Genomic DNA, 25,642 nt, shown 5'->3' with positions numbered 1-25,642 from the left:
CTTGCGTTTGATTTGTGTAAGTGGGGGCAGGCGCCGAGCCGGAGCGCCTCCGGTCGAGGATTCAACTATTTCGCCGGGTAAATAGCGGGCAGAACCCGCGTCGCTCCACGGCCCGCCGGCGGGGGAGGCGGGCCGTCTTGGTTCAACCCGAGAGGTGTATGTGTCCAGGCTGCAAGCCGAACACCTGTACAAGGTATTCGGCAGACGACCCGCTGACGCGGTGGAGAAACTCCGCCACGGAACCGACCGAGAGGAGCTGCGCGCCGAGGGCACCACTGCCGCGGTGATCGATGCTTCCTTCACGGTCGAGCCGGGCCAGATCTTCGTCGTCATGGGTCTCTCCGGATCCGGCAAGTCCACGTTGCTGCGCATGCTCAACGGTCTGTCGGAACCGACGGCCGGACAGGTGCTCTTCGACGGTCAGGACCTGACTGGTCTGAGCGCCCGTGAGCTGCGCGAGGTGCGCTCCAAGAAGATCAGTATGGTCTTCCAGCACTTCGCGCTCTTCCCGCACCGCAGCGTCCTCGAGAACGCCGGTTACGGCCTCGAGGTGCAGGGCGTGCCGCGCGCCGAGCGCGAGGAGCGCGCCACGGTGGCGCTCGAACTCGCTGGGCTCAAGGGCTGGGAGAAGTCCTGGCCCGACGAGCTCTCCGGCGGTATGCAGCAGCGCGTGGGCCTGGCCCGCGCCCTCGCGACCGACGCGGACCTGCTCCTCATGGACGAGTCGTTCAGCGCGCTCGACCCGCTGATCCGCCGCGACATGCAGGACCAGCTCCTGGAGCTCCAGAAGCGGCTGAAGAAGACCATCGTCTTCATCACCCACGACCTGAACGAGGCCATGCGCCTGGGCGACCAGATCGCCGTCATGCGTGACGGTGAGATCGTCCAGATCGGCAATGCCGAGGACATCCTCGTCACCCCGGCCAACGACTACGTCGCCGCGTTCACGCAGGACGTCGACCGCTCCCGTGTCCTCACGGCGGGCGCGATCATGGCCGAGCCTGAGACCGTCTTCGGTACGAAGACGTCCGAGGGCATGGAGCTGAAGACCGCACAGGACGTGCTGTCCGCGGCCCCCGCCACGGTCAGGGCCGAGACCCCGATCATCGAGCTGTTCACGCCGTGCTCCACCAGTGATGTGCCGGTCGCCGTCACCGACGTCGAGGGCGCGCTCACCGGTGTCGTGCCGCGGGCGCGGCTGCTCGCGGTGCTCGGCGAGCCGATGAACCCCGAGGACGAGCCGCAGGACACTGCCGTCCCGCTCCAGAAGACGCAGGACGACGGCGAGCAGGCCGTGGGCAAGGTGGTCAGCGGTGCCTAGGATTCCCTTCGGCGAGTGGGTCAACGACAGCGTCGACTGGCTCCTCAGCCACATGGCCTGGCTGTTCGACTTCTTCAAGACCGTCTTCCAGGGCGCCTACGACGGCATAGCCGACGTGCTCCAGGCGCCCGAGCCGCTGCTCCTCGCGGGCATCTTCGCCGTCGTCGCCTTCTGGCTGCGCGGTGTGGTCGCCGGTGTGCTGACCTTCGCGGGCTTCGCGTTCATCGTCTCCCTCGAACTGTGGGACCACGCGATGATGACGCTGGCCCTGGTGCTCGTCTCGACGATCATCGCCCTTGTCATCTCCGTGCCCGTGGGCATCTGGGCCGCGCGGTCGAGCACGGTGAGCGGCATCGTCCGCCCGGTGCTCGACTTCATGCAGACGCTGCCGGCGATGATCTACCTCATCCCCGCCATCCTCTTCTTCGGGATGGGCGCCCCCGCGGGCATCGTCGCCACCCTGATCTTCGCCCTGGCCCCCGGCGTCCGCATGACGGAGCTGGGCATCCGCCAGGTCGACAAGGAACTGGTCGAGGCCGCGGACGCGTTCGGCACCACGCCGCGCAACATCCTGCTGCGCGTCCAGCTGCCCCTCGCGCTCCCCACGATCATGGCCGGTGTCAACCAGGTCATCATGCTGGGCCTGTCCATGGCCGCGATCGCGGGCATGGTCGGCACGGAGGGCCTGGGCGCCGACGTCAACGAGGCCATCGGCCAGCTGAACGTCGGCCTCGGCTCCGAGGCGGGCGTCGCGATCGTCATCCTGGCGATCTACCTGGACCGGATGACCAGCTCCCTTGGCACTCAGGTCTCCCCGCTGGGCCGTCGCGCCATGGCGAAGGTGCGTGCCGCACAGGGCCTGAACATCTGGAACTACCGTCCGCAGGCCGCCGTCGCGGTCGTCGGTGTGGTGGTCCTCGCGCTCGTCGCGGGCGGCATGGGTGCCTTCGGCGGCTCGAAGTCCGAGAACTCAGCCACCGACGGCAAGAACGTCGGCCAGGGCAAGGAAATCAACATCGGCTACATCCCCTGGGACGAGGGCGTGGCCTCCACCTTCCTCTGGAAGGAGATCCTGGAGCAGCGCGGCTTCAAGCCGCAGACCAAGCAGCTCGAGGCCGGCCCGCTCTACACCTCGCTCTCGCAGGGCAGCATCGACTTCCAGACCGACTCCTGGCTGCCGACGACGCACGCCGCGTACTGGAAGAAGTACGGCGACAAGCTCGAGGACATGGGCTCGTGGTTCGGCCCGACCTCGCTCGAGCTCTCCGTGCCCTCGTACGTGAAGGGCGTCGACTCGCTCGAGGACCTCAAGGGCAAGAGCGGCAAGTTCAAGGGCAAGATCGTCGGCATCGAGCCGAGCGCCGGAATGATGGGGCTCCTCAAGGACAAGGTCCTGGGGGAGTACGGCCTCGACAAGGAGTACAAGGTCGTCGACGGCTCCACCCCGGCGATGCTGGCCGAGCTGAAGCGCGCGTACGCCAAGAAGGAACCGATCGTCACCACGCTCTGGTCGCCGCACTGGGCCTACAGCGACTTCGACCTGAAGAAGCTCAAGGACCCGAAGGGCGCCTGGGGGAAGGGCGACGGCGTGCACAGCCTTGCGCGCAAGGGCTTCTCCAAGGAGAACCCGCAGGTCGCCAAGTGGCTCAAGGACTTCAAGATGAGCGAGAAGCAGCTCACGAGTCTTGAGGCCGAGATCAACAAGGCGGGCAAGGGCAAGCAGCAGGAAGCCGTCAAGGCCTGGCTGAAGAAGAACCCGGGCGTCGTCGACAAGCTGGCCCCGCTGCCGAAGAACTCCACCCCCGCCGAGGCCAAGCGTCCGCTGAACGCCGCGTACTTCGCGTGGGACGAGAACATCGCCGTCACCAATCTCTGGAAGCGTGTCCTGGAGAAGCGCGGCTACAAGATGAAGCTGACGCCGTCCGACGTCGGCCCGGTCTACACCGCCCTCGCGCAGGGCGACCTCGACCTGGATCTCGACGCCTGGCTGCCCACCGCCCAGAAGCAGTACTGGGAGAAGAACAAGGCGAACCTCGAGGACCTGGGCTCCTGGTACAGCCCGACGTCCCTGGAGATCGCCGTCCCGTCCTACGTCAAGGACGTGAAGTCGCTCGAGGACCTCAAGGGCAAGGGCGACAAGTTCAAGGGCAAGATCATCGGCATCGAGCCCGGCACGGGCGTGATGACGGCGCTCAAGGACAAGGTCCTGCCGGGCTACGGCCTGGACAAGGAGTACAAGATCGTCCCCGGTTCGACGCCCGCGATGCTCTCCGAGCTGAAGTCGGCGTACGCCAAGAAGGAGCCGGTCGCGGTCCTGCTCTGGTCGCCGCACTGGGCGTACAACGAGTACAAGCTCACCAAGCTGAAGGACCCCAAGCTCGGCTTCGGCAAGGGCGACACGATCCGCACGATCTCCAGCAAGGAGTTCCCCAAGCAGTACCCGCAGCTCACGAAGTGGCTCAAGGACTTCAAGATGAGCGAGAAGGAACTGGCCAGCCTGGAGAACGAGATCAACAAGGCGGGCAAGGGCAATGAGCCCGAGGCCGTCGACACATGGCTGAAGAAGAACCCGGGCTTCGAGCAGAAGATGACTCCGCAGTCCTAGTTCTTCACCGGCTGGAACGCTGAAATCACCCCGAGGGGTGGGCCTCGCCCTTGTGGCGAAGCCCACCCCTCGGGGCGTTCCCGGGGGCACCCCCGCTCCCTAGGCTGGGCAGCCTCCCCGCGTCTCCAACGTAAGTGCCCCTCCGTGACCGTCCCCACGCCCCGTGTCGCCGTGCTCATCGCGGCCACGGCCCTCGCCCTCGCGGGCGCGCTGCTCCTCGCCCATCTGGCGAACGCGAGCTCCGCACCGGCCTCCACCGGCACCGCCCGCCTCGCCGCGCTCGCCGAGGACGTCACCGCCGCCGACGGCCACCGCTACGACACCCGGGACCACACCGGCCGCACCATGGACGCCGCGCAGATCGAGCAGACCCCCGACGGCACCTATCTGGCCGTCTACCACACCCTTCTGGACGACGGCCGCTTCCACGCCGCCGTCGCCACCTCCACCGATCTGCGGCACTGGCACCGCCGCCACGACTTCGGTCCCGGCACCCACCAGGCGTCGCTCGCCGCCGACGGACGCGGCGGATACGTCCTCGCCTACGAGAAGGACCCGAAGAACCACATCGCCGTGCGCGCCTACGCCGATGAGACCGCGCTGCTCGACGGGCGCGCGTCACGGGCCTTCGACGCGCCCCGCACCCTCTCGCGGTGCGCCGAGGGCACGCCCAGCATCACCGACGTACGCGGCAACACCATCGAGCTCACCGGGCACTACCGCGCCGACTGCGACACCGACCGCCAGCTGCATGCCACCCTCACCGGGTTCCGCGACTGGCACGCGACGCCGGACCGGCGGCTCGACCGGGCGCTGCAGACCTGGGGCAACGGCGGGAACCTCGGCGACCGGGCGCCCGTCGAGCTCGACGGGCGGCGGATGCTCCTCGTGGAGGGACAGCGGTGGCGGGGCGACTTCGAGAGCTGGCGGACCTACGCGTACGACCCCGTGAGCGGCCGGGCCGACCGGCTCGCCATCTCCACCCACGGCGGAAGCCGCGCCTTCGCCAATCCGTCGGCGACCCTCGTCACCGACCCACAGGGCAGGCCATCCTTGCTGGTCAGCCTGTTCATACCGGCGGAGGGAGCGGCTCCGGGAGAGTCGGGTCAGCTTGTCTACTGGCACAAGCTGTAGAGGGCGGTCCTCGCAACGGGGCAAAACCGTTTGGCGAACATGCGTAGGGTGCAGAAAACCCAACAGGGTTGAGAGTGGACCGACGCACAGAAGGGAGCCGAGGCGATGGACGAGCAGAAGGAAACCCTCCGGGTGGGCTCGGCCGTGCGGCGCCGCCGCCGGCAGCTGGAGCTCACCCTCGCCGTGGTGGCCGAGCGCAGCGGTCTCTCGGTGCCCTTCCTGAGCCAGGTCGAGAACGAGCGGGCGCGGCCGAGCAGACGCTCCTTGCAGCGGGTCGCCGACGCCCTCATGACGACCGACGTCGAACTGCTCGCCGCCGCGGATCCCGCGTGCACGGTCGACCTGATGCGCGCCGAGGAGGGCGACGGCGAGGGTTCCTCGCCCGACGCCGACGCCCGCGTGCGCAATCTGGTGCGCGGCCACCATCAGCTGCACGCCATCGAGTTCACCGGCGACCACGACGAGGGCCGCGAGTTCCAGCACCGGAACGACGAGTTGATGTACGTGGTGGGCGGCGCCGTCGAGGTCGAGGCGGAGGGCAGGGCATACCGCCTCGGGCGCGGCGACAGCCTGTATCTGACCGGCGGGGTGCGTCACCGGTGGCGGGCGACCGTGCCGGACAGCCAGGTGCTCGTCGTGGCCGTCGCCGATCACATCGAAGCCCTGGACGGCTCGCGGCGCTGAGGGCGGGAATTGGTCGTGGCTGGAGTACGGGTGGTCTCGCTGGTGCCCTCGCTGACCGAGGCGGTCGCGGTGAGCGTGCCGGGAGCGCTGATGGGGGCCACGGAGTGGTGCAGCCACCCCGAGGACCTGGACGTCGTCCGCGTCGGCGGCACGAAGAACCCCGACGTGCGCCGGATCATCGGCCTCGCCCCGGATCTGGTGATCGCCAACGAAGAGGAGAACCGCGCGCCCGACCTCGCGGCGCTGCGGGCGGCGGGGCTCCAGGTGCTCGTGACGGAGGTACGCGATCTGCCGGGCGCCTTCCGTGAGCTGACCCGGGTGCTTGCCGCCTGCGGGGCGGGACGGCCCGGGTGGCTGGACGAGGCCGAGGCGGTGTGGGGCCAACTGCCGGTTCCAGAAGCCCGGTTGAAGGCGGTCGTGCCCATCTGGCGGCGCCCTTGGATGGTCCTGGGGCGCGACACGTTCGCCGGGGACCTGCTGCGGCGCCTCGGTGTCGACAACGCGTACGCGACGCACGCCGAGCGCTATCCGCGGGTCCCGCTCGATGAGCTGCGGGCCGTGGGCCCGGACGTGGTGGTCCTGCCTGACGAGCCCTACCGCTTCACCCCCGACGACGGCCCCGAGGAGTTCACCGCCCCCTCGGCGCTCGTCAGCGGCCGCCACCTCACCTGGTACGGGCCGTCCCTCGCGGAGGCACCGGCTGTTCTCGGCGCGGCGCTGCGCGCGGCATGTCCGTGACCGGATGCCGGCGTTGGCGCAGGGTGAGAAGGATCAGCAGAGCGAAAGCGGCGAACGCGGCGCCTGTGCGTGCGTAGTTGAAGGCCTCCCAGCGGGCAAGGACGTCGGCGTGGTCCGCGGGTGGTGAGGTGACAGCCCACTTCTTGATGCGGCCGTTGATGGGCACGTTGCCGAGGCGGGTGATCAAGAAGGACGCGACAGCGAGGGCCCCGGCAGCCGCGGCGAGCCGCCGTGGGACGCCACGCGTCATCACGGCGAGTGCGAGCGCGCTGAGCGCCGAGATGCCCATGGCGCCTTGCATGGTGATGCCGTTCATCTGCATCAACTGGGCGTGGAAGGACAGCCTCATGTCGAGCGGTACGGCGTTGAAGGTGGGGACGAGGTTCGCCGCTCCGTAGCCGAACGCCCCGGCTAGGACGCCGGTGGACATCAGGGCGAGGCCCTGGACCAGCCGGATGACGCGCGGACGGCTCACGCTCCCGCCTCCGGTCGTTCGGCGAGCGGCGTACGGCCGAGTTGGTGGATACGCCGTACCCGTCCGTCGACGGCGACCTCGCCGATCAGGAGCAGCTCGGTCACCACATGGCCGAGCTTGCGGTGTTCCGCGCCGAGGCGGCAGCGCGCGGCGAATCGGCGGCCGTCGACCAGGAGATCGTCGATCCGCATGTCGCTGGCGGTGACGTTCTTGCGGACCGGGGTCGCGTGCGCGATCAGTTGATCGCGGCTGAGCTCTCTGCCGTCGGTGACCCAGACCGCGTCGTCGGTCAGGGTGCGACCCACGATCTGTGCCGGGTCCTCGTCGGAGAGTGCCATGTCGCGGGTGTAGTCGATCAGGAGGCGGCGTGCCGCTCGCTCAGTTGTGTCTGACATGCGCGTCAGTTTTGAGGCGTGCCATATAGTTGTCAATCGTGTCAGAGATAAGGCGTCGCCGTCAGCGGGTGGAGGTCCGGCGCAACCGCGCCGCTCTGGTGTCGGCTGCGGTCCAGGTGGTCGCCGAGCGTCCCGAGGCGACCATGGCGGAGATCGCTTCCGCCGCCGGTGTCACGCGGCAGACCGCCTACGTGCACTTCGGCTCCCGTGAGGCTCTCCTCTCGGCGGTGCGCGATGAGTTGAGCCGCCGGGCGATCGCCGTGCTGGATGCCGCTGATCTTGAGGCCGGGACGGCGACGGAAGCTCTTGCCCGCTTCCTCACCGCGGCCGGAACGCTGTTGGCCGAGCAGTCGGCGTTCGTCCCGTCGGACAGCGACGCGGAGGCCGAAGCGTCGCGGCACGTGCCGGTGGAGCAGCGGCTGGAGGATCTGATCCGGCGCGGGCGCGACAGCGGTGAGTTCACGGCAGACCTGGAGACCGGGTGGCTGGTCGCCGCGGTGATCGCGCTCGGCCACGCCGCCGATCATCAGGTCCGTGTGGGGCGCATGGACGCGGGGGGCGCGGCACGGCAGTTCCGGTCGTCGGTGATGCGTTTGTGCGGTGCCGAGGAACCCGGGCCGGAGTGAAGTTACTTCGGCTGAAGGGAAGTTACCTCCGCTGAGGCGAAGTTACGTCCGCTGAGGCGCCGCGAGCAGTTTGCCGTTGACGACACCGCGCAGTGTCCGGGCGAGCGCGAGCGCCCAGGCGGTCACCAAGAGGGCGTACAGGGCGACCGCCAGCCAGTCGTAGACCGCGAGTCCGGTGTGCTTGCCCAGGCCCTCGGCGCCCGTGACGCACGTGCCGACGGGGAAGGTGAACGCCCACCAGGTCATCGCGAAGCCCATGCCCCGACGCCGGGCCCGCACCACCATGGCTCCCGCGAGCGCCAGCCACAGCAGGGCGAAGCCCATCACCGGGACGCCGTAGAGCACGGCGAAGACGGCGAAGCCCTGGTCGTACGGGGCGGGGACGACGCCTGTCGCCGCGGTGTCGGCGAACTTGTTGACGGCGGTCGTCGACTGGCCCAGCGGTCCGAGCACCAGGAACAGCGTGGGGGTGAGCGCGAGGGGGAACGGGCCGCCGGTCAGCAGCCTGGCGAAGATCATCGGCAGCATCACCAGGGTGGCGAGCAGGCTCAGGCCGAACATCGCGAAGCAGGCGAAGAGGAGCGTCTCCTGTGCCTGGCCCGCCGGGAGATGCGGTACGAGGAGCGGGCCGAGGGCGGCGGACACCATGGGCGCCACCAGGGGCAGCAGCCAGACCGGCGACGCCTGGCCCGGCTCCACGCGGTGCTTCACCACCATCAGGTACGGGATCGCGACGGCCGCAGCGAGGCCGATGACCGTACCGGCGGTGAAGAGCACGGCGTCGAGCGCGACCGCCGCGCCCGTCCCTATCCAGTCCTCGCCCACGAGGAGCGCGCCGCCGCCGACCGCGAGCAGGGCCATGGAGAGACAGCCGTAGAAGGGGGCGACGGCCGGGTCGAGGAGATGGGCACGGGCCTGGTCGCGGTGGTGGATCCAGTGCAGGGCACGGGCGGCGAGCAGCGCGGTCAGCATGAGCAGGGAGAACGCCCAGACCGCCGTGCAGGCGGTCCGCAGGCCGGGGATGGGGACCGGCAGGGTCGCGCCCGCTCCGGCGATGATCGCCGTGCCCATGACGGAGGCGTACCAGTTCGGGCCGAGGTGGCGGGTGGCGAGGGTGATGCGGGTGCCGGGGGTGCCGGGGGTGCCGGGGGTGCCGGGGGTGCCGGGGGTGGTGGTGCGAGTGGTGGTTGCTGTGTGCGGGGGTGTCTGGGGGTGGGCGACGGTGACCATGAGTCCACGGTCGCCGTTCGGCGGGCCCCCCACCAGGAGTCATGTTCGTATGAGGGCATAACCTGGGCTTATGAGTACGTCTTCTTCTGGTTCCGCCGGTGTGTCCGATACGTCGCCGGGGGCGCCCCTCGCGCATCGGGTGCCGGACCTCGGTGCGCTCGAGCTGCTGCTCGCCGTGGCGCGGCTCGGCAGCCTGGGGCGGGCCGCGAAGGAGCTGGGCATCACACAGCCCGCCGCGAGCAGCCGCATCCGGTCGATGGAGCGGCAGCTCGGGGTCGCACTGGTCGACCGGTCACCGCGCGGCTCGCGGCTCACGGACGCGGGGGCGCTCGTCACGGACTGGGCGCGGCGGATCGTGGAGGCGGCGGAGGCGTTCGACGCGGGCGCGCAGGCGCTGCGGGACCGGCGGGACTCGCGGCTCCGGGTCGCCGCGAGCATGACGATCGCCGAGTATCTGCTGCCGGGCTGGCTGATCGCGCTGCGGACGCAGCGGCCGGACACGGCGGTTTCGTTGACGGCGGGCAACTCGACCGCGGTCGCGGAGCGGCTGCTCGCGGGGGAGGCCGACCTCGGTTTCGTGGAGGGGCTCGCCGTGCCGACCGGCCTGGACTCGGCGGTCATCGCCCACGACAGCCTGATCGTCGTCACGGCGCCTGGCCACGCCTGGGCGCGGCGCGGAAAGCCGCTGGGCGCGGGGGAGTTGGCGGCCACGCCGTTGATTCTCCGGGAGGAGGGTTCGGGAACGCGGCAGGTCCTTGACGCGGCTCTGGGCGGGCTTGCCCGCCCGCTGATCGAGCTGTCGTCCACCACCGCGGTGAAGGCGTCCGCGGTGAATGGGGCTGGGCCTGCGGTCCTGAGTGAGCTGGCGGTGGGCGAGGAGTTGTCGGCTCGGCGTCTGGTGGGCATCCCCCTGGAGGGGGTTCAGCTACGCCGTGCCCTCCGGGCGGTGTGGCCTACGGGGCACCGCCCCACGGGGCCTGCGCGGGACCTGCTTTCGCTCACTCGGGCGGGGGCGCCGTCCCCTGGGGGGTGAATGCCTGCCTCGCCTCCGGCGAGTGCTTTCCCACCCACCCACCCGATTACCGTCCCTCGTGCGGGCGAGGGTCCCGGTCCTCCGCCGTCTTTCATCTGCGGGTGCGACATCTTTCCCGCCTTCGGCGGGGTTACCCACCCACCCACCCGTTACTCCCGGGTAATCGGGTGGGTGGTTGGGGAAGGTCCTGCCGGAGGCGGGAGTGACGTTGCGGCTTCGGCGGGGCTTGGGGCCCCGTCGTTGTTGCCTGTAGCCCCGCGGCTTGGGTATGGCTGGGGCCGGCGCGGTGTGCGTGCCGGGTGATCGGGTGGGTGGGTGGGAGAGGTCCTGCCGGAGGGGATACCCGGGGGTGCGGGGAGTCGGTGGCAGGACGTGTACCCCCGGCCGGAGGGCGAACCCCCGCGGCGCGATCCGCCGAGGGTCAGGTAGAGCCCCGGCCCCGCAGAAGGCGCCGCCAAGGCTCACGCTCAAGGCCGAGCGGCCCGGACCAACGCTGACATGACCCGGAGATCCTCACCCATCTCCGGGTGCCACTGCACGCCGAGCACCCAGCCCGGAGCCGGCAGTTCCACCGCCTCCACGGTGCCGTCCTCCGCGTGGGCCGACACGATCAGGTCCCTGCCCAGTCGGTCCACCGCCTGGTGGTGGTACGTGGGCACGGCGGACGCGTCCGGCGCGATGGACGCGTAGAGCGTGCCCGGCACCGGCTTCACCTCGTGCGTCCCGAAGACGCCCACCGCCTCCACATGCCCCTCCAGGTGCTGCACCAGCGTCCCGCCCAGAGCCACATTGAGCAGTTGCATGCCCCGGCAGATGCCGAGCAGCGGCGTCCCCGACGCCAACGCCGCCTCGATCAGCGCGAGTTCCCACGCGTCCCGCTCCCGCGCCGGTGGGCCTGTACGCTCCTCACGCTCCGAGCCGTAACGGGAAGGATCGACATCGGGGCCACCCGCGATGACCACGCCGTCCAGCCTGGCGACGACGGCATCGGCGTACGAAGGATCGTCCGGCGGAAGCATCGCGGCGAGTCCGCCCGCCGCCTGCACCAGGCGCGGGTAGCCGGCGGGGAGCAGCGCAGCGGGCAGCTCCCACACGCCCCAGCTCGCCTTCGACTCCAGGTAGGTGCTGACGCCGATCAGCGGCCGGCCGGTGGTCACGCTCACCCTCTTCTCCTCCATGTCCCTCATGTCCTTCATGCTCAGCTGCGTCTTCAGCCGCGCCCTCAGCCGCGTCCTCAGCCGCGCTCCAGTTCCGCCTCCGCAGCGGCCAGCGCCGCGAACTCCTCCTCCGGCGCCCGCGCCACAAGCCGCTTCCGGCTGTAGATCCCGAAGTACGCGATCGCCACCACGTATACCGCGAGCGCGATCAACGCCGCCGTCACGTCCACCAGGAACGTCGCGACCAGCGCCGAGCAGGCAAGGGCCAGCGCCACCGACGAGGTCAGCATGCCGCCCGGCGTCCGGTACGGCCGCTCAAGGCCCGGCTCCCTGCGGCGCAGCACGATGTGCGACAGCGACATCAGGGCGTACGAGATGGTCGCCCCGAACACCGCCACGTTCAGCATCCGCGCCCCGTCCCCGGTCGCCGCCGCCAGGCCGAAGCCGATCGCCCCGGGGACGAGCAGGCCGAGGTACGGCGCCTTGCGGCTGCTCGTCAGGGACAGGAACCTCGGCAGGTAGCCCGCCCTCGACAGGGCGAAGAGCTGCCTCGACCCCGCGTAGATCAGGGAGAAGAACGACGCCACCAGGCCGGCAAGCCCCGCATAGTTGACGATGCGGCTGAGCGCCGTCGCCTCACCGCCCGGCTGCAACGCCTCCACCAGCGGATTGCCCGCGTCCTGGATCGCGTCCGCGCCGCGCGCCCCGGCCGACGCGAAGAACGTGAGGAGCGCGAGGACGATCAGGATGGCCATCGACCAGCGGATCGCGCGCGGCAGCGTGCGCGCCGGGTCCTTGGTCTCCTCGGCCGCCAGCGGCACGCCCTCCACGCCCAGGAAGAACCACATGCCGAACGGGAACGCCGCCCAGATGCCCAACAACCCCATCGGAAGCCATGAGTTGGAGCCGAAGGCCTCCGTGTCCACCGCGATGTCGTTCAGCTTCGACGCGTCGAAGTCCATGAACGCGCCGACCGCGAAGACGAGCAGCGCCGCCACCGCTATGCCCGTGACGACGAAGCTGAAGCGCAGCGCCTCGCCGACGCCCCACAGGTGGATGCCGATGAAGACGACGAAGCAGGCCAGATACACCGGCCAGCCCGAGGTCAGGCCGAACAGGCCGAGCGACTCGACGTAGTCGCCGATGAAGATGGAGATCGCGGCCGGCGCCAGGATGTACTCGATGAGGATCGCCGTCCCGGTGAGGAAGCCGCCCCACGGGCCCAGCGCCCGGCGCGCGAAGCCGTAGCCGCCGCCCGCGGTGGGCAGCACCGACGACAGCTCCGCCAGCGAGAACACCATGCAGGCGTACATCACGCCCATGAGCGCCATCGCGATCGCGAGGCCGCCGAATCCGCCCTCCGCCAGGCCGAAGTTCCAGCCCGAGAAGTCGCCGGAGACGACGTACGCGACACCGAGGCCGGTGAGCAGCAGCCAGCCCGCGCTGCCCCGGCGCAGCGTTCTTCGTTCCAGGTAGTCGTCCGCCGGTTCGGCGGTACTCGTCTTGGTGGACTCCACGGTCATGGCACGGCTCCTGGGGGCAGGCGGCTCGATGGAACGGACTCAGCGGAACGGACTCAATGGAACGGATCCATACCTTTGTCGTGTGACCCGCGAGAAATCAAGACCCCTGCGTTACGTCACCGTTAATCAGCGCTCACCCCGCCCCTTATGAGCCCCTTATGTCAGAAAACCCCGCAGCAAGGCGGCCGTACCGGCGCAGTGCTCGCGCATCATCTCGCGCGCACCGTCCGCGTCCCCGTCGAGCACCGCCTCGACAAGCGCGGTGTGCTGGCGCTGCGAATGCTCCAGGTTCCGTACCAAGAGGGGGATGCAGTCCAGGAGGTCGTTGACGGTCGCGCGGACCGCCGCGTACTGCGCGGTGAGCGAAGGGGATCCGCACAGCTCGGCAAGGGTCAGGTGCAGGAGGGTGTCCAGGCGGCGGTACTCGGAGAGGGGTGCGTCGTGCGTCTGTGCGAGCGCCGCGCGCAACCGGTCCCGCTGGTCGGCGTCCAGGCCGTGCGCCGCGCAGAGCCCGGCCGCGCCCACCTCAAGGACCTCACGGAACCGCAGCGCGTCCTCGACGTCGACGTCCGCCACGCGGCGCCGCAGCTCGTCCTCGCCCGCCGCCTCGGGGCGCGGGCGGACGAACGTGCCGCCGTACCTGCCCCGCCGCGACTCGACGAGGCCCTGGTCCTGGAGCACCTTGAGCACCTCGCGCAGCGTGACTCGGCTGATGCCGAGCCGGTCGGCCAACTCCCGCTCCGACGGCAGGCGTTCGCCGCCGGGCACCAGTCCGAGGCGTACGACCTGGAGGATCTGTTCCAGGGCCTCCTCGAAGCCGTTGCCCGCCCGCACGGGGCGAAGGACCGGCGTGAGCCGGTCGTCGGCGGTCGTGGCCTCCGTCTCGCCGGTCGCGTCGGCATCCGTGTGCGACATCTGGCCGTACCCCCTTCCCAATCAATGGTTCTCGGCAATACCTTATGGCTCTCGGCTGACCCAAGGAGGATTTTCCCGTGGCAGACCGCACACCCCCGCTCGGGATCGAGGAGCTGCGTGCTCTCGTCACGAGCGGCGAGATCGACACTGTCGTCCTGGCCTTCCCTGATATGCAAGGGCGGCTCCAGGGCAAGCGGTTCGCCGCCCGCTTCTTCCTCGACGACGTCCTCGAACACGGCACGGAGGGCTGCAACTACCTCCTGGCCGTCGACGCGGAGATGAACACCGTCGAGGGTTACGAGATGTCCTCCTGGGACCGCGGCTACGGCGACTTCGCCATGCACCCCGACCTGACCACCCTGCGCCGCGTCCCCTGGAACGAAGGCACCGCGATGCTCATCGCGGACCTCGCCTGGAACGACTCATCGCCCGTCGTGGCCGCGCCCCGCCAGATCCTGCGCCGCCAGCTCGACCGGCTCGCCGAGCTCGGCTTCACCGCCAACGTCGGCACGGAGCTCGAGTTCATCGTCTTCAAGGACACCTACGAGCAGGCCTGGGACTCCGGCTACAAGGCCCTGACCCCGGCCAACCAGTACAACATCGACTACTCCGTCCTCGGCACCGGCCGCATCGAGCCGCTCCTGCGCCGTATCCGCAACGACATGACGGCCGCGGGCCTGGTCGTCGAGTCGGCCAAGGGTGAGTGCAATCCCGGCCAGCACGAGATCGTGTTCAAGTACGACGACGCCCTCGTCACCTGCGACCAGCACGCCATCTACAAGACCGGCGCCAAGGAGATCGCGTCCCAGGAAGGTGTCTCGCTCACCTTCATGGCCAAGTACAACGAGCGCGAGGGCAACTCCTGTCACATCCACCTCTCCCTCGCGGACGCGGACGGCACCAACGTCATGGCCGGTGACGGACCCGGCGGCATGTCGCCCGTCATGCGGCACTTCCTGGCCGGGCAGCTCGCCGCGCTCAGGGAGTTCTCGCTGCTCTACGCGCCCAACATCAACTCGTACAAGCGGTTCCGCCCCGGCTCCTTCGCGCCGACCGCCGCCGCCTGGGGCTACGACAACCGCACCTGCGCCCTGCGCGTCGTCGGCCACGGCCGCTCGATGCGCTTCGAGAACCGTCTCCCGGGCGGCGACGTGAACCCGCACCTCGCGGTCGCCGGACTCGTGGCTGCCGGTCTGCACGGCATAGAGCAGAAGCTGGAACTGCCCGACGAGTGCACCGGCAACGCCTACACCGGCGACTACGCGCACGTCCCCACCACCCTGCGCGAGGCCGCCGAGCTCTGGGAGAACAGCCCCATCGCCAAGGCCGCCTTCGGTGACGAGGTGGTCGCGCACTACAGCAACATGGCCCGGGTCGAGCTGGACGCCTTCGACTCCGCGGTGACCGACTGGGAGCTCCGCCGCTCCTTCGAACGCATGTGAGGCACCCTTGCTCGACGCACAGAACCTCGAAGTACTGAATCCGGCGACGGAAGAGGTCGTCGCGACCGTCCCCGCCGCCAGCCCGCAGGACGTCGACGCCGCCGTCGTACGCGCGACCAGGGCACAGGCCAAGTGGGCGGCCACCGCCCCCGCCGACCGCGCCCGCCTGCTGCGCCGCTTCGCGGTGGCCGTCGACGAACACCTGGAAGAACTCGCCCAGTTGGAGGTGCGCGAAGCCGGTCACGTCATCGGCAACGCGCGCTGGGAGGCGGGCAACGTCCGCGACCTCCTGGACTTCGCGGCCGGGGGAGTGGAGCGGCTGAGCGGCCGTCAGATCCCGGTGCTCGGCGGTCTGAACGTCACGATCCTCGAACCCCTCGGGGTCGTCGGCGTCATCGCGCCCTGGAACTTCCCGATGCCGATCGCCGCCTGGGGCACCGCCCCTGCGCTCGCGGCAGGCAACGCGGTCATCCTCAAGCCCGCCGAGACGACCCCGCTCACCGCGCTGCGCCTCGCCGAACTCGCCCTGGAGGCAGGCCTTCCCGAAGGCCTCTTCCAGGTCCTGCCCGGCGCCGGCGACGTCGCGGGCAACGCCCTGGTGGAGCACCCCGGCGTCGCCAAGATCGTGTTCACCGGCTCCACCCGTGTCGGCAAGCAGATCATGACCAAGTGCGCCGACCGCGTGAAGCGCCTGACGCTCGAACTCGGCGGCAAGAGCCCGAACATCGTCTTCGCCGACGCGGACGTGGAGGCCGCCGCCCTTGCCACCCCGATGTCGTACCTCGACAACTCCGGCCAGGACTGCTGCGCCCGCACCCGCATCCTCGTCCAGCGGTCGGTGTACGAACGCTTCCTGGAGATCGTGCGGCCCGCGGTCGAGTCGGTCGTCGTCGGCGACCCGTCCGACGAGAAGACCCAGATGGGTCCGCTGATCTCCAGGTCCCAGCTGGAGCGCGTGCGGTCGTACGTCCCCTCCGGCACCGGCATCCACGGCACGGCCCCCGAGGGCCCCGGCTTCTGGTTCCCGCCGACGCTCCTCACCGACGTCGACGCCGCGTCGCCGGTGGCGACCGAGGAGGTCTTCGGACCCGTCGCCGTCGTCCTCCCCTTCGACGACGAGGCCGACGCGATCCGCCTCGCCAACGCGACCGAGTACGGCCTCTCCGGATCCATCTGGACGCGGGACGTGGGCCGCGCCCTGCGGGTCTCGGGAGCCGTCCAGGCCGGGAACCTGTCCGTCAACTCGCATTCCAGCGTGCGCTATTGGACCCCGTTCGGGGGTTACAAGCAGTCCGGACTCGGCCGTGAGCTCGGCCCGGACGCACTCGCCGCCTTCACGGAAACCAAGAACGTCTTCATCAGCACGGAAAGCACGGAGGCCTGAAGCCCTATGTCAGAGAACATCTGCCGCCGCCTCGTCGGCCGCACCGCCGTCATCACCGGCGCCGGCAGCGGCATCGGCCTCGCCACCGCGCGCCGCCTCGCCTCCGAGGGCGCGCACGTCGTCTGCGGCGACATCGACGAGACCGCGGGCAAGGCCGCGGCCGACGAGGTCGGAGGGACCTTCGTCAAGGTCGACGTCACCGACGCCGAACAGGTCGACGCGCTGTTCAAGACCGCGTACGACACCTATGGCTCGGTCGACATCGCCTTCAACAACGCGGGCATCTCGCCGCCCGACGACGACTCCATCCTGGACACGGGCCTGGAGGCCTGGAAGCGCGTCCAGGAGGTCAACCTCACCTCCGTCTACCTGTGCTGCAAGGCCGCCATCCCCTACATGCGGCGCCAGGGCAAGGGCTCCATCATCAACACCGCGTCGTTCGTGGCGAGGATGGGCGCCGCGACATCGCAGATCTCGTACACGGCCTCCAAGGGCGGCGTCCTCGCGATGTCCCGCGAGCTGGGCGTGCAGTTCGCCCGCGAGGGCATCCGCGTGAACGCCCTCTGCCCCGGCCCGGTCAACACCCCGCTCCTCCAGGAGCTCTTCGCCAAGGACCCCGAGCGGGCCGCGCGCCGCCTCGTCCACATCCCCGTGGGCCGCTTCGCCGAGGCCGAGGAGATGGCCGCCGCCGTGGCGTTCCTCGCCAGCGACGACTCCTCGTTCGTGAACGCCACCGACTTCCTGGTCGACGGCGGGCTCACCGGGGCGTACGTCACCCCGCTGTAGGCACCGCGAGCAGTTCACCCCGAAGCCACCCACCCGTCAGCCGGGCGTCGCACGACGCCCGGCTGACCTGCGTAAACACGGGAGTGTGTTCGTGAACTTCAAGCGCCGCGCCGCCGCGGCAGCAGCAGTGATCGCCGTCGCCGGAGCCGGTCTCGTCACCGTCCAGGCCACCGCGGAAGCAACCCAGCCCGCGCGGTCCCAGCCGGAGGACTGCCCCTCGCTCACCGTCTCCAAAGGCTGGTACGGCGAGAACAGGGCCAGGCTTCAGAAGATGATCGATACGTACGGGAAGTGCGGCGAGCGCCACGGCCGAGGCGCGGCCAAGCCCGTCGCCACCTTCGACTGGGACAACACGGTCATCAAGAACGACGTCGGCGACGCCACCATGTTCTGGCTCCTGCGCAACAGCAAGATACGTACGCCGAAGAACGCCGACTGGCACACCACGAGCCGCTATCTCACCGACCCGGCGGCCAAGGCCCTCGCCAAGGCCTGCCCCGCCGACGGCACCACCCTCCCCACGCGCCGCGACACGGACTGCGCCGACGAGATCGCCTCCGTCTACAGCGAGGGCACCACCACCGTCGGCGAAGCGGCCTTCGCCGGCTTCGACCACCGCCGCATGGAACCCCAGTACGCCTGGCTCGCCCAGCTCACCCGCGGCTGGTCCACCCGCCAGGTCAAGGGCTTCGCCGCCGCGGCCCGCGAGGAGAACCTCGCCGCACCCGTCGGCACCGAACAGCGCGTCGGCAGCGGCAAGTTCACCGGCTGGGTCCGCTACTACGACCAGCAGCGCGATCTGATCCGTACGCTCAAGAAGGCCGGATTCGACGTCTACGTGGTCTCCGCGTCGCCCGAGCCGGTCGCCGAGGTGTGGGCGAAGAGCGTCGGCGTCGACGCCCGGCACACCATCGGCATCCGCAACGTCGCCGCACACGGGAAGCTGACGGCCCACCTCAAGGGCTGCGGCACCGTCAAGGACGGCGACGACTCGATGATCACGTACATCGACGGCAAGCGCTGCTGGATCAACCAGGAGATATACGGGGTCCGGGGCGCGGCCGCCGAGAAGGTCCAACCGGCAGCCCGGCGCCAGGTGTTCGCGGCCGGCGACTCCGACACCGACATCTCCTTCCTGCGCGACGCCACGGCCCTGCGCCTCGTCCTGAACCGCAACAAGAACGAGCTGATGTGCCGCGCCTACGACAACGGCGACGGCCGCTGGCTGGTGAACCCCATGTTCATCGAGCCCAAGGGCAAGCTGGCCGAGCCGTACCCGTGCGCGAGCACCGGCTACACCGAACGGGACGGCGCTGAAGGCCCCGTGCGCCGCGCCGACGGTTCCGTCATCCCCGACCAGAAGGACACGGTGCATGGGGTCTGACCTGGCTCGGAAGATTGATGTACGGTCCATGCGCATGCGCAAAAGACATGCCTTGGCGTTGACGCTGGCCACGGCCGCCACTCTGGCAGCCGTGCCCGCGTCGCTCCCCGCGGCCGCCGCCACGCCCGTGAACTCCCCGAACTCCGCCGCTGCGAAGGCCCGTTGCCCGCAGCTGTCCAAGAAGCTGACCTGGTTCGGCGACAATCGTGACCGGCTCCAGCGGATGATCGACGAGCGCGGACGCTGCGGCTCCCACCGGGGGCACGACCAGAAGCGTCCCGTCGCCGCCTTCGACTGGGACAACACCGTCGTCAAGAACGACATCACCGACGCGACGATCGCCTGGGCCCTGCACCACGACAAGATCCTGCGTCCCGCCACCTGGAAGTCCACCAGCAAGTGGATGACGGACGGCGCCGACAAGGCGCTCACCAAGGCCTGCGGCACGAAGGTTCCGGTCGGCAAGCCGCTGCCCACCTCCACCGACACCGACTGCGCCGACGAGATCTTCGAGGTCCGCGAGGACGGGAAGACGATGAGCGGCGCGGCCGCCTTCGCGGGGGAGTGGGACCACCGGCACACCGTGCCGCAGTACGCCTGGGTGCCCCAGCTCTTCGCCGGACACACCGTCCCCGAACTGGAGTCCTACGCGGCGAAGGCCCGCAAGGAGGCCCTGGCCGCCCCCGTCGGCGCCACCCGGACCGTCGGTACGCACACCATCCCCGGCTACGCCCGCTACTACGACCAGCAGCGCGATCTGATCCGCACGCTCAAGAAGGCCGGGTTCGACGTCTATATCGTCTCGGCGGGCTCGGAGCCGGTGACGGAGGTGTGGTCGAAGAGCGTCGGCATCGACCGCGAGCACACCATCGCCATCCGCTCGGTCCTCGACCGCAAGGGCCGGATCACGCCCTGGAACGAGGGCTGCGGCAACGTCCCCGTGAACAAGGGCGAGGCCATCCCCTACATCGACGGCAAGCGCTGCTGGATCAACCAGGAGATCTTCGGCGTCAAGGGCAAGTCCGCCTGGGACAAGCAGGACCGGGCCCACCGCATCGCCCTCGGCGGCGGCGACGCCGACACGGACGTGACGTTCGTCGGCGACGCCACGGGCGCCCATCTCGTCCTGAACCGCGAGAAGAACGAGTTCATGTGCCGTGCGTACGACAACGCGGACGGCCGCTGGGTCGTGAACCCCATGTTCATCGAGCCCATGAAGCAGAAGCCGGACCTCTACCCGTGCTCGACGGCCGCGTACAACGCACCGGACGGCAGCAAGGCCCCGGTCCTGCGCGACGACGGCTCGGTGGTGCCCGATCAGGAGGACTCGGTGTTCTGACGGTCCGACTGTGCTGATCTTCACGGCACGTCCTAGAGTGCCGGGATGAGCATGTCGCCCCCTCCCGGCTGGTACACGGACCCGTCGGCCCCGCCCGCACAGCACGTCGAGCGCTGGTGGGACGGGTCCGCGTGGACCGAGCACCGGCGTGCGCCCGAAGCGCCCCAAATGGGCCGGGCGCAGCCGGGGTTCGGCCCGCCGCAGCCGGTGCGGCCTGCGGGTTCCGGCGGGGGCGGCCGGGCCAAGGTGGTGGCGCTGGCCACCGCCGGGGTCGTCCTGGTCGCGTCGATCGTCACCGGCGTGGTGCTCCTGGGCGAGGACGACGGCGAGCCGCAGGTCGAGGGCCCCGTGCCCGGCACGTCGGAGCCGGTGGACCCGCCTTCGCCGACCTCGCCGACCCCGACCACCTCGGCACCCGACCCCGACCCCTCCACCCTCGTCGACCAGCTCAACGGCATCACGCTCCCCGTGCCCGACGGCTGGGAGAAGGCCGACAGCACGGTCGGCGGCGATCCGACCGTGCGCACCCCGGACACCTACGACTGCCCGGGCGAGGGCAGCCTCTGCCGCCACGGCACGGTGTACTCACGCACGTCGACCGCGACCGACGAGCGCTCGCCCAAGGCGCTGGCGCTCAAGGACATCAAGGACGCGGCTGACCGGGCGTACGACGAGGACAAGGTCGGCATGCGGCCCTTCGGCGGCATCGCGAGCCACGAGAAGGTCAAGGAGGGGATCGTCGCGGTCGCGGGCCGCTCCGGTTACCTCGTGCGCTGGCGGGTCCGCACCGAGAAGGGCCCCGGCGGTTACGTCCAGTCGCTGGCCTTCCCTTCCAGCGTCGGATCCGAGGCGATGGTGATCGTCCGCTTCGCCATCGACGCGCGAACCGACGAAGGCGCGCCGCCCCTCTCCGACATGGACGAGATCACCAAGGGGATCCGCCCGGTCGGCGGCGGAGAGACCAGCGGCGGCGTGGGCAACAGCGTGGGCGCGACGCCGCCCTGACAGGGCCCCTCAGAGGAAGGTGTGGCCCTCGCCGCGATACGTCGGGACGGTGGCCGTCACGCGGTCTCCCTCGACGAGGTGCAGCGCGTCGAACCGCTCGCACATCTCCCCGGCCTTGGCGTGCCGGAACCACACCTTGTCGCCGATCAGCAGGTCGTCGGCGGGCGCGCCGAGCAGTGGTGTCTGCACCTCGCCCGCGCCTTCCTGCGGGTCGTAGCGCAGGCCTTCCGGGAGATACGGCACCGGGGAGCGGTCGGGGCCCGCGGCACCCGAGGCGGGGTACCCGCCGCCGAGCACGGTCACGGTGCCCACGCCGGGGCGGCGCACGACGGGCTGGGCGAAGAGCGCGGCCGGACGTCCGCTGAACGACGTGTAGTTGTCGAAGAGGCGCGGTACGTACAGGCCCGACCCCGCGGCGATCTCGGTCACCGCCCGCTCGGCCGCGGTGTGCTGCACGCTGCCGGTGCCGCCGCCGTTGACGAACTCCAGGTCAGGCGCGACCGCCCGCACCGCGCGGATGGTCTCGGCCCGCCGCGCCACGAGCTCCTTGCGGGCGGCGGCCTGCATCAGCCGGATCGCCCGGGAGCGCGCGGGATGACCGGCGACCGCGTCACCCACCCCCGCCACATGCCCTTCGTACGCCATCACGCCCACGAGCTTGAAGCCGGGCCGCCGGGCCACGGCGCGGGCGAGGGCGGCGACTTGGACGGGGGAGTGCAGGGGTGAGCGCAGCGCGCCGATCCGCACGCGCCCGCCGAGGATCTTGTAGGCGGTGTCCAACTCCAGGCAGACCCGCACCTCTTCGCGCCCGCCGTTCCTGGCCTCGTCGATGAGCCGCAGCTGCGCGGGGTCGTCGATCATCACCGTCACCGAGGACGCGAGCTTCGGGTCGGCGGCGAGCTCGGCGAAGGCGGCGCGGTCGGCCGAGGGGTAGGCGAGCAGGACGTCGTCGAACCCGGACCGCGCGAGCCACAGGGACTCGGCCAGGGTGAAGGACATGATCCCGGCGAAGCCGTCGCGGGCCAGGACACGTTCGAGCAGGGCCCGGCAGCGCACGGACTTGCTCGCGAGGCGGATCGGCTTGCCGCCGGCCCGGCGCACGAGGTCGTCGGCATTGGCGTCGAATGCCTCCAGATCGACGATCGCGAGGGGGGCGTCGAGGTGTGCGGTGGCCCGGTCGTAGCGGGCCCGGTCTGCTGCACGGGAGGTCATGGCCGAAGCCTGCCAGACGCGATTACCCGAGGGTAGGGGGATGATCCGGGCAGATCGCCCGGGGCCCCGGACTGGTTCCCGCACGACCGGAATCTGCCTTTAGAGTTACGCGCAGACGAGCGAGGAAACGGGGGGTGCATGAGCACGGAAGCGCGACGGGCCCCAGTCCCGCCACGTCCCACGACTCCACCCCCACCGCCGGGCCCGCCCTCGACGCTGCCGCCGCCCCCTCCGTCGGCCCGCTTCCCCGACGTGCCTCCGCCGACGGCCGATCCGGCTCCGGAGGACTCGCCATCGCCATCGCCATCGTCAGCCGATGCCCCCGCGCCCGCCGACGCTGACAGGGACTCCGTCCTGGGGGACTTGCTCGCACCCTTCGACCGGGTGCGGATGCCGGGGCGGTCGGTGGCACTGGACGACGCGGACGACGTGGTCGACGCGGACGACGTGGGATACGCAGGCAACCCGGGCAATGCGGACGACGCAGCCGCCGGGGCTCAGGAGTCTCCGCCCCCGCCGCCCGCGTCGGCGCGCTTCCCCGACACCCCGCCGTCCACGACGACAGGGACGCGCGCGCGGGCCTCCGAGCCCGCCGCCCCGGACCCTGGTCCGCCCCCGCCGCTGCCTCCTGCCCCGCCGCGCGTGGGCGCCCCGGACGCGGAGGACGAACAGCGCGCCGCGGAATACCCCCTGCGTCCCCCGATGCCTCCGGTGCCGCCGTCGGACCCGGGGCGGCTGTCGGACCCGGGGCGGCTGTCGGACCCGGGGCCGCTGTCGGATCCTGTGCCGTTCTCGGAGCCGGTGACGGGGGGCATACCCGTGCCCGACTCCTCGCCCGCTCCTTCACCCCGGACCGCGTCAGGCCACACGACCGGCCCCGCAGCCGCGTCCGTGGAGGCGCCCGAGCCCTGGGACATGCCGGACACGCGGCCCAACTCCGCACGCCCCGCTCCGGAACCCGGCCCCGCGCCCGACTTCGTACCCGGTGCGTCCGTGGAGGCGCCTGAGGTGCGGGACGGGCGTGGCGCGCGGCTCGAGTCCGCACCCGCCGCTCCGCCCGCCGCGGCCCCTCTGTCCGGCGGCAAGAGCAGGACCTCCGCCCCCGCGGCCTCTCCCGCCCACGCATATGCCCACACTCCCAAGCCCATATCCCCACCCACCCCCGCCCCTTCCCCTCGAACTGCCGCTGCCCGCCGCGCGGTTGGCGCCGTCGACCTCACCCCCGGCCCCGGAGCCGGGCGGCCCTTCGTGTCGTTCGCCCGGCCCGCGCTGTACGACGACAGCACCACCCGGCTGCGTCCCGTCCGCACCTGGGTACAGCCCCGAGTGACCGCCGCGGCTGCCTGTGTCGTGCTCGGCCTCGGGCTCATCGCGGGTGCGGCCACCGGGAGTTGGCTGACCGGGGGCTCCGCAGGGACGGGCACCACGCGGAACGCGTACGCCGTGGCGGGCGAGCTCTGGCACAGTGTGCCCGTCGACCAGCTCTTCCCGGCCACCATCAAGGGAGAGGGCGCGGGACCCGGCGGAGCCGACCGCGCCTGGACCCGCGTCGCCGTCGCCCCCGACTCCCACTGCAAGAGCGCCTTCGACCCCCTCCTGCGCAAGGCACTCGCCCCCGCGGGCTGCCTGCGGCTGCTGCGCGCCACGTACACGGACGCGACCCGCAGCCATGTCACCACCGTGGGCCTGCTGTTCACCAAGGCCGACGCCGACGCGATGCGCTCGCTGCGTACCCGCTTCACGGAGGAGGGCCTCGACCGGCGCCCCGACCTCATGCCGCGGCCGTATGCGGCCAAGGGCACACCCGCCGCCGACTTCGGCGACGCCCAGCGCGCCTCCTGGACCGTGTCCGTGCTCCCGGACGCCCCCGTCGTCGCCTTCTCCGTCTCCGGCTTCGCCGACGGCCGCGCGGTCACCGAACCCGAGCCCGCCGACGAGGCCATGAAGACCTCCGCCACCTCCGCCCCCGCCCAGGCGGGCCTCGGCCACGAGGCGAAGGGCATCGCCGACCGGGTGGAGCGGCGTCTGCGCAAGACCATCGCGGCCACGGAGAAGCCCTCATGAGAATCCGTCAGCCGCTCGTCGCCGCCTTCGCCGCGTCGCTCGCCCTCCTGCCCGCGACCGCCCACGCCGACGACGGCATACGCGCCCAGCAGTGGGCCCTCGACGCCATGCACACCAGCCAGGCCTGGCAGACCACCAAGGGCAAGGGCATCACCGTCGCCGTCCTGGACACTGGCATAGACGGCGACCACCCCGACCTCGCCGGCAGCGTCCTCGAAGGCAAGGACATGGTCGGCTTCGGCGCGAAGAAGGGCGACCGCCCCTGGGCCCGGCACGGCACCGCCATGGCCGGCATCATCGCGGGCCACGGACACGGCGCGGGCCGCGAGGACGGCGTGGTCGGCATCGCGCCCGAGGCCAAGATCCTGCCGATCCGCGTGATCCTCGAGGACGGGGACCCGGACCGCTCGAAGGCCCGCAACACCCGGGGCAACGCGCTGGCCGACGGCATCCGCTGGGCCACCGATCACGGCGCCGACGTCATCAACCTCTCCTTGGGCGACGACTCCAAGTCCGCCCATCCGGAGCCCGCCGAGGACGCCGCCGTCCAGTACGCCCTGAAGAAGGGCGCCGTCGTCGTCGCGTCGGCGGGCAACGGCGGCGAGCGCGGCGACCACATCTCGTACCCCGCGGCCTATCCCGGCGTCATCGCCGCCACCGCCGTCGACGAGAGCGGCGACCGCGCCTCCTTCTCCACCCGCCGCTGGTACGCCACGGTCAGCGCCCCCGGCAAGGACATCGTCATCGCCGACCCCGACCGGGAGTACTACGAAGGCTGGGGAACGAGCGCCGCGTCGGCGTTCGTCTCCGGCGCCGTCGCCCTCATCCGCGCCGCCCACCCCGGCCTGACCCCGCCCCAGATCAAGCAGCTCCTGGAGGACACCGCCCGCGACGTGCCGAGCGGCGGCCGCGACGACTCACACGGCTTCGGCTTCGTCGACCCGGCGGCCGCGATCGCCGAGGGCGGCAAGAAGAAGCCGGACGGGCTGAAGCCGGCGGCGTACGGAGAGAAGTACTTCGGCCCGGGCCCGGACGCGGACGGGGGCGACGGAGGGCCCGCAGGCTGGGTGGGCCCGGTGGCGGGCGGCACTGGCGTGGCGCTTTTGGTGGCGGCGGTATACCTGTGGCGCGGGCGTCGGGGAGCCCGCCCCGGCACCGCTCGGCAGGTCCCGTAACGCGGTCGATAGGGT

Annotated in this window: 23 protein-coding genes; 16 read left to right on the top strand and 7 right to left on the bottom strand. The window is 70.9% G+C overall.

The genetic code is table 11. The features are described from left to right. The first annotated feature begins 160 nt into the window (after positions 1-160). From E5671_RS12345 to E5671_RS12325, 5 genes are all read left to right on the top strand, one after another. Positions 161-1,321 carry a betaine/proline/choline family ABC transporter ATP-binding protein gene (locus tag E5671_RS12345; protein ID WP_160503947.1) on the top strand — a complete coding sequence of 387 codons (1,161 nt, stop codon included), beginning with the start codon at positions 161-163 and terminating at the stop codon, positions 1,319-1,321. Further along, positions 1,314-3,926: a glycine betaine ABC transporter substrate-binding protein gene (locus E5671_RS12340; protein ID WP_160503945.1), complete on the top strand. Its 2,613-nt coding sequence runs from the start codon at positions 1,314-1,316 to the stop codon at positions 3,924-3,926. Before E5671_RS12345 ends, E5671_RS12340 begins: the two co-directional genes overlap by 8 nt. Before the next feature lie 144 nt (positions 3,927-4,070). Further along, positions 4,071-5,060 carry a hypothetical protein gene (locus E5671_RS12335; protein ID WP_160503943.1) on the top strand — a complete coding sequence of 330 codons (990 nt, stop codon included), beginning with the start codon at positions 4,071-4,073 and terminating at the stop codon, positions 5,058-5,060. Between the two features lie 105 nt (positions 5,061-5,165). Then, positions 5,166-5,744, top strand: coding sequence for a helix-turn-helix domain-containing protein (locus tag E5671_RS12330; protein ID WP_160503941.1), 579 nt, complete (start codon positions 5,166-5,168; stop codon positions 5,742-5,744). Between the two features lie 15 nt (positions 5,745-5,759). Continuing rightward, entirely contained in the window at positions 5,760-6,482 is a 723-nt protein-coding gene (locus E5671_RS12325) for a helical backbone metal receptor (RefSeq protein WP_160503938.1), read from the top strand. Here E5671_RS12325 and E5671_RS12320 read toward each other — a convergent pair. Continuing rightward, a complete protein-coding gene (locus E5671_RS12320) occupies positions 6,409-6,957 on the bottom strand; it encodes a DUF1772 domain-containing protein (RefSeq protein WP_336605739.1) in 549 nt (182 codons plus the stop codon). The genes E5671_RS12325 and E5671_RS12320 overlap by 74 nt on opposite strands. Continuing rightward, a complete protein-coding gene (locus tag E5671_RS12315) occupies positions 6,954-7,352 on the bottom strand; it encodes a nuclear transport factor 2 family protein (protein WP_160503936.1) in 399 nt (132 codons plus the stop codon). The genes E5671_RS12320 and E5671_RS12315 overlap by 4 nt, the downstream gene beginning before the upstream one ends. A gap of 38 nt (positions 7,353-7,390) precedes the next feature. Here E5671_RS12315 and E5671_RS12310 point away from each other — a divergent pair, with 38 nt between their 5' ends. Beyond that, positions 7,391-7,978, top strand: a complete 588-nt coding sequence (locus E5671_RS12310) for a TetR family transcriptional regulator (protein ID WP_160503934.1) — start codon at positions 7,391-7,393, stop codon at positions 7,976-7,978. 42 nt (positions 7,979-8,020) lie between these two features. Here E5671_RS12310 and E5671_RS12305 read toward each other — a convergent pair whose 3' ends face one another. Next, positions 8,021-9,208, bottom strand: coding sequence for a TDT family transporter (locus E5671_RS12305; protein ID WP_160503933.1), 1,188 nt, complete (start codon positions 9,206-9,208; stop codon positions 8,021-8,023). Between the two features lie 70 nt (positions 9,209-9,278). On the opposite strand from E5671_RS12305, the gene E5671_RS12300 reads away from it, so the two are divergent. Further along, positions 9,279-10,241, top strand: coding sequence for a LysR family transcriptional regulator (locus E5671_RS12300; RefSeq protein ID WP_160503931.1), 963 nt, complete (start codon positions 9,279-9,281; stop codon positions 10,239-10,241). 467 nt (positions 10,242-10,708) lie between these two features. Here the strand turns inward: E5671_RS12300 and E5671_RS12295 are convergent, their stop codons facing one another. The 3 genes from E5671_RS12295 to E5671_RS12285 all read right to left on the bottom strand — a co-directional run bounded on the left by E5671_RS12295 (position 10,709) and on the right by E5671_RS12285 (position 13,836). Then, entirely contained in the window at positions 10,709-11,428 is a 720-nt protein-coding gene (locus tag E5671_RS12295; protein ID WP_237330159.1) for a gamma-glutamyl-gamma-aminobutyrate hydrolase family protein, read from the bottom strand. Positions 11,429-11,475: 47 nt separating this feature from the next. Further along, positions 11,476-12,921 (bottom strand): ethanolamine permease, encoded by a 1,446-nt coding sequence (gene eat, locus E5671_RS12290; protein WP_160503929.1) that lies wholly within the window; start codon positions 12,919-12,921, stop codon positions 11,476-11,478. A gap of 156 nt (positions 12,922-13,077) precedes the next feature. Then, complete coding sequence (locus E5671_RS12285; protein ID WP_160503927.1) at positions 13,078-13,836, bottom strand: FadR/GntR family transcriptional regulator; 759 nt, start codon at positions 13,834-13,836, stop codon at positions 13,078-13,080. A 77-nt stretch (positions 13,837-13,913) separates the two neighbouring features. Here E5671_RS12285 and E5671_RS12280 point away from each other — a divergent pair, with 77 nt between their 5' ends. The 6 genes from E5671_RS12280 to E5671_RS12255 all read left to right on the top strand — a co-directional run bounded on the left by E5671_RS12280 (position 13,914) and on the right by E5671_RS12255 (position 21,176). Then, complete coding sequence (locus E5671_RS12280) at positions 13,914-15,278, top strand: glutamine synthetase family protein (protein WP_160503926.1); 1,365 nt, start codon at positions 13,914-13,916, stop codon at positions 15,276-15,278. 7 nt (positions 15,279-15,285) lie between these two features. Continuing rightward, positions 15,286-16,662, top strand: coding sequence for an aldehyde dehydrogenase family protein (locus E5671_RS12275; RefSeq protein WP_160503924.1), 1,377 nt, complete (start codon positions 15,286-15,288; stop codon positions 16,660-16,662). A gap of 6 nt (positions 16,663-16,668) precedes the next feature. Then, positions 16,669-17,448 carry a 3-oxoacyl-ACP reductase gene (locus E5671_RS12270; protein WP_160503922.1) on the top strand — a complete coding sequence of 260 codons (780 nt, stop codon included), beginning with the start codon at positions 16,669-16,671 and terminating at the stop codon, positions 17,446-17,448. Between the two features lie 91 nt (positions 17,449-17,539). After that, the gene (locus E5671_RS47400; RefSeq protein WP_160503921.1) at positions 17,540-18,832 is read left to right on the top strand and encodes a haloacid dehalogenase-like hydrolase; all 1,293 of its coding nucleotides are present in this window, start codon (positions 17,540-17,542) and stop codon (positions 18,830-18,832) included. 34 nt (positions 18,833-18,866) lie between these two features. Next, on the top strand, positions 18,867-20,171 hold the full coding sequence (locus tag E5671_RS12260) for a haloacid dehalogenase-like hydrolase (RefSeq protein ID WP_160503919.1): 1,305 nt from the start codon (positions 18,867-18,869) through the stop codon (positions 20,169-20,171). A gap of 45 nt (positions 20,172-20,216) precedes the next feature. After that, positions 20,217-21,176: a DUF2510 domain-containing protein gene (locus tag E5671_RS12255; RefSeq protein ID WP_237330158.1), complete on the top strand. Its 960-nt coding sequence runs from the start codon at positions 20,217-20,219 to the stop codon at positions 21,174-21,176. Between the two features lie 9 nt (positions 21,177-21,185). On the opposite strand, the gene E5671_RS12250 is transcribed toward E5671_RS12255, so the two are convergent. Next, positions 21,186-22,388, bottom strand: a complete 1,203-nt coding sequence (locus E5671_RS12250; protein WP_160503917.1) for an amino acid deaminase/aldolase — start codon at positions 22,386-22,388, stop codon at positions 21,186-21,188. Positions 22,389-22,522: 134 nt separating this feature from the next. Between E5671_RS12250 and E5671_RS12245 the strand changes: the two genes are divergently transcribed. Genes E5671_RS12245 through mycP form a run of 3 tightly spaced genes read left to right on the top strand, consistent with a single transcriptional unit; the run spans position 22,523 to position 25,627 of the window. Further along, entirely contained in the window at positions 22,523-22,729 is a 207-nt protein-coding gene (locus tag E5671_RS12245; RefSeq protein WP_160503915.1) for a hypothetical protein, read from the top strand. Between the two features lie 22 nt (positions 22,730-22,751). Further along, complete coding sequence (locus E5671_RS46190) at positions 22,752-24,452, top strand: hypothetical protein (protein ID WP_237330546.1); 1,701 nt, start codon at positions 22,752-22,754, stop codon at positions 24,450-24,452. Continuing rightward, complete coding sequence (mycP, locus tag E5671_RS12235; RefSeq protein ID WP_160503913.1) at positions 24,449-25,627, top strand: type VII secretion-associated serine protease mycosin; 1,179 nt, start codon at positions 24,449-24,451, stop codon at positions 25,625-25,627. The genes E5671_RS46190 and mycP overlap by 4 nt, the downstream gene beginning before the upstream one ends. Positions 25,628-25,642 lie beyond the last annotated feature (15 nt).

Source organism: Streptomyces sp. BA2, from assembly GCF_009769735.1.
Taxonomy (GTDB): Bacteria; Actinomycetota; Actinomycetes; order Streptomycetales; family Streptomycetaceae; genus Streptomyces.
The sequence above is the reverse complement of the archived record's forward strand: the minus strand, read 5'-3'. Positions and strand labels throughout refer to the sequence as shown.

What these genes read in the sequence shown, in the direction of transcription:
- E5671_RS12330 (WP_160503941.1), top strand. Translation starts at nt 5,166, where the DNA reads ATGGACGAGCAGAAGGAAACCCTCCGGGTGGGCTCGGCCGTGCGGCGC.
- E5671_RS12315 (WP_160503936.1), bottom strand. Translation starts at nt 7,352, where the DNA reads ATGTCAGACACAACTGAGCGAGCGGCACGCCGCCTCCTGATCGACTAC.
- E5671_RS12305 (WP_160503933.1), bottom strand. Translation starts at nt 9,208, where the DNA reads ATGGTCACCGTCGCCCACCCCCAGACACCCCCGCACACAGCAACCACC.
- E5671_RS12300 (WP_160503931.1), top strand. Translation starts at nt 9,279, where the DNA reads ATGAGTACGTCTTCTTCTGGTTCCGCCGGTGTGTCCGATACGTCGCCG.
- E5671_RS12295 (WP_237330159.1), bottom strand. Translation starts at nt 11,428, where the DNA reads ATGAGGGACATGGAGGAGAAGAGGGTGAGCGTGACCACCGGCCGGCCG.
- eat (WP_160503929.1), bottom strand. Translation starts at nt 12,921, where the DNA reads ATGACCGTGGAGTCCACCAAGACGAGTACCGCCGAACCGGCGGACGAC.
- E5671_RS12285 (WP_160503927.1), bottom strand. Translation starts at nt 13,836, where the DNA reads ATGTCGCACACGGATGCCGACGCGACCGGCGAGACGGAGGCCACGACC.
- E5671_RS12270 (WP_160503922.1), top strand. Translation starts at nt 16,669, where the DNA reads ATGTCAGAGAACATCTGCCGCCGCCTCGTCGGCCGCACCGCCGTCATC.
- E5671_RS12260 (WP_160503919.1), top strand. Translation starts at nt 18,867, where the DNA reads ATGCGCAAAAGACATGCCTTGGCGTTGACGCTGGCCACGGCCGCCACT.
- E5671_RS12255 (WP_237330158.1), top strand. Translation starts at nt 20,217, where the DNA reads ATGAGCATGTCGCCCCCTCCCGGCTGGTACACGGACCCGTCGGCCCCG.
- E5671_RS12250 (WP_160503917.1), bottom strand. Translation starts at nt 22,388, where the DNA reads ATGACCTCCCGTGCAGCAGACCGGGCCCGCTACGACCGGGCCACCGCA.
- mycP (WP_160503913.1), top strand. Translation starts at nt 24,449, where the DNA reads ATGAGAATCCGTCAGCCGCTCGTCGCCGCCTTCGCCGCGTCGCTCGCC.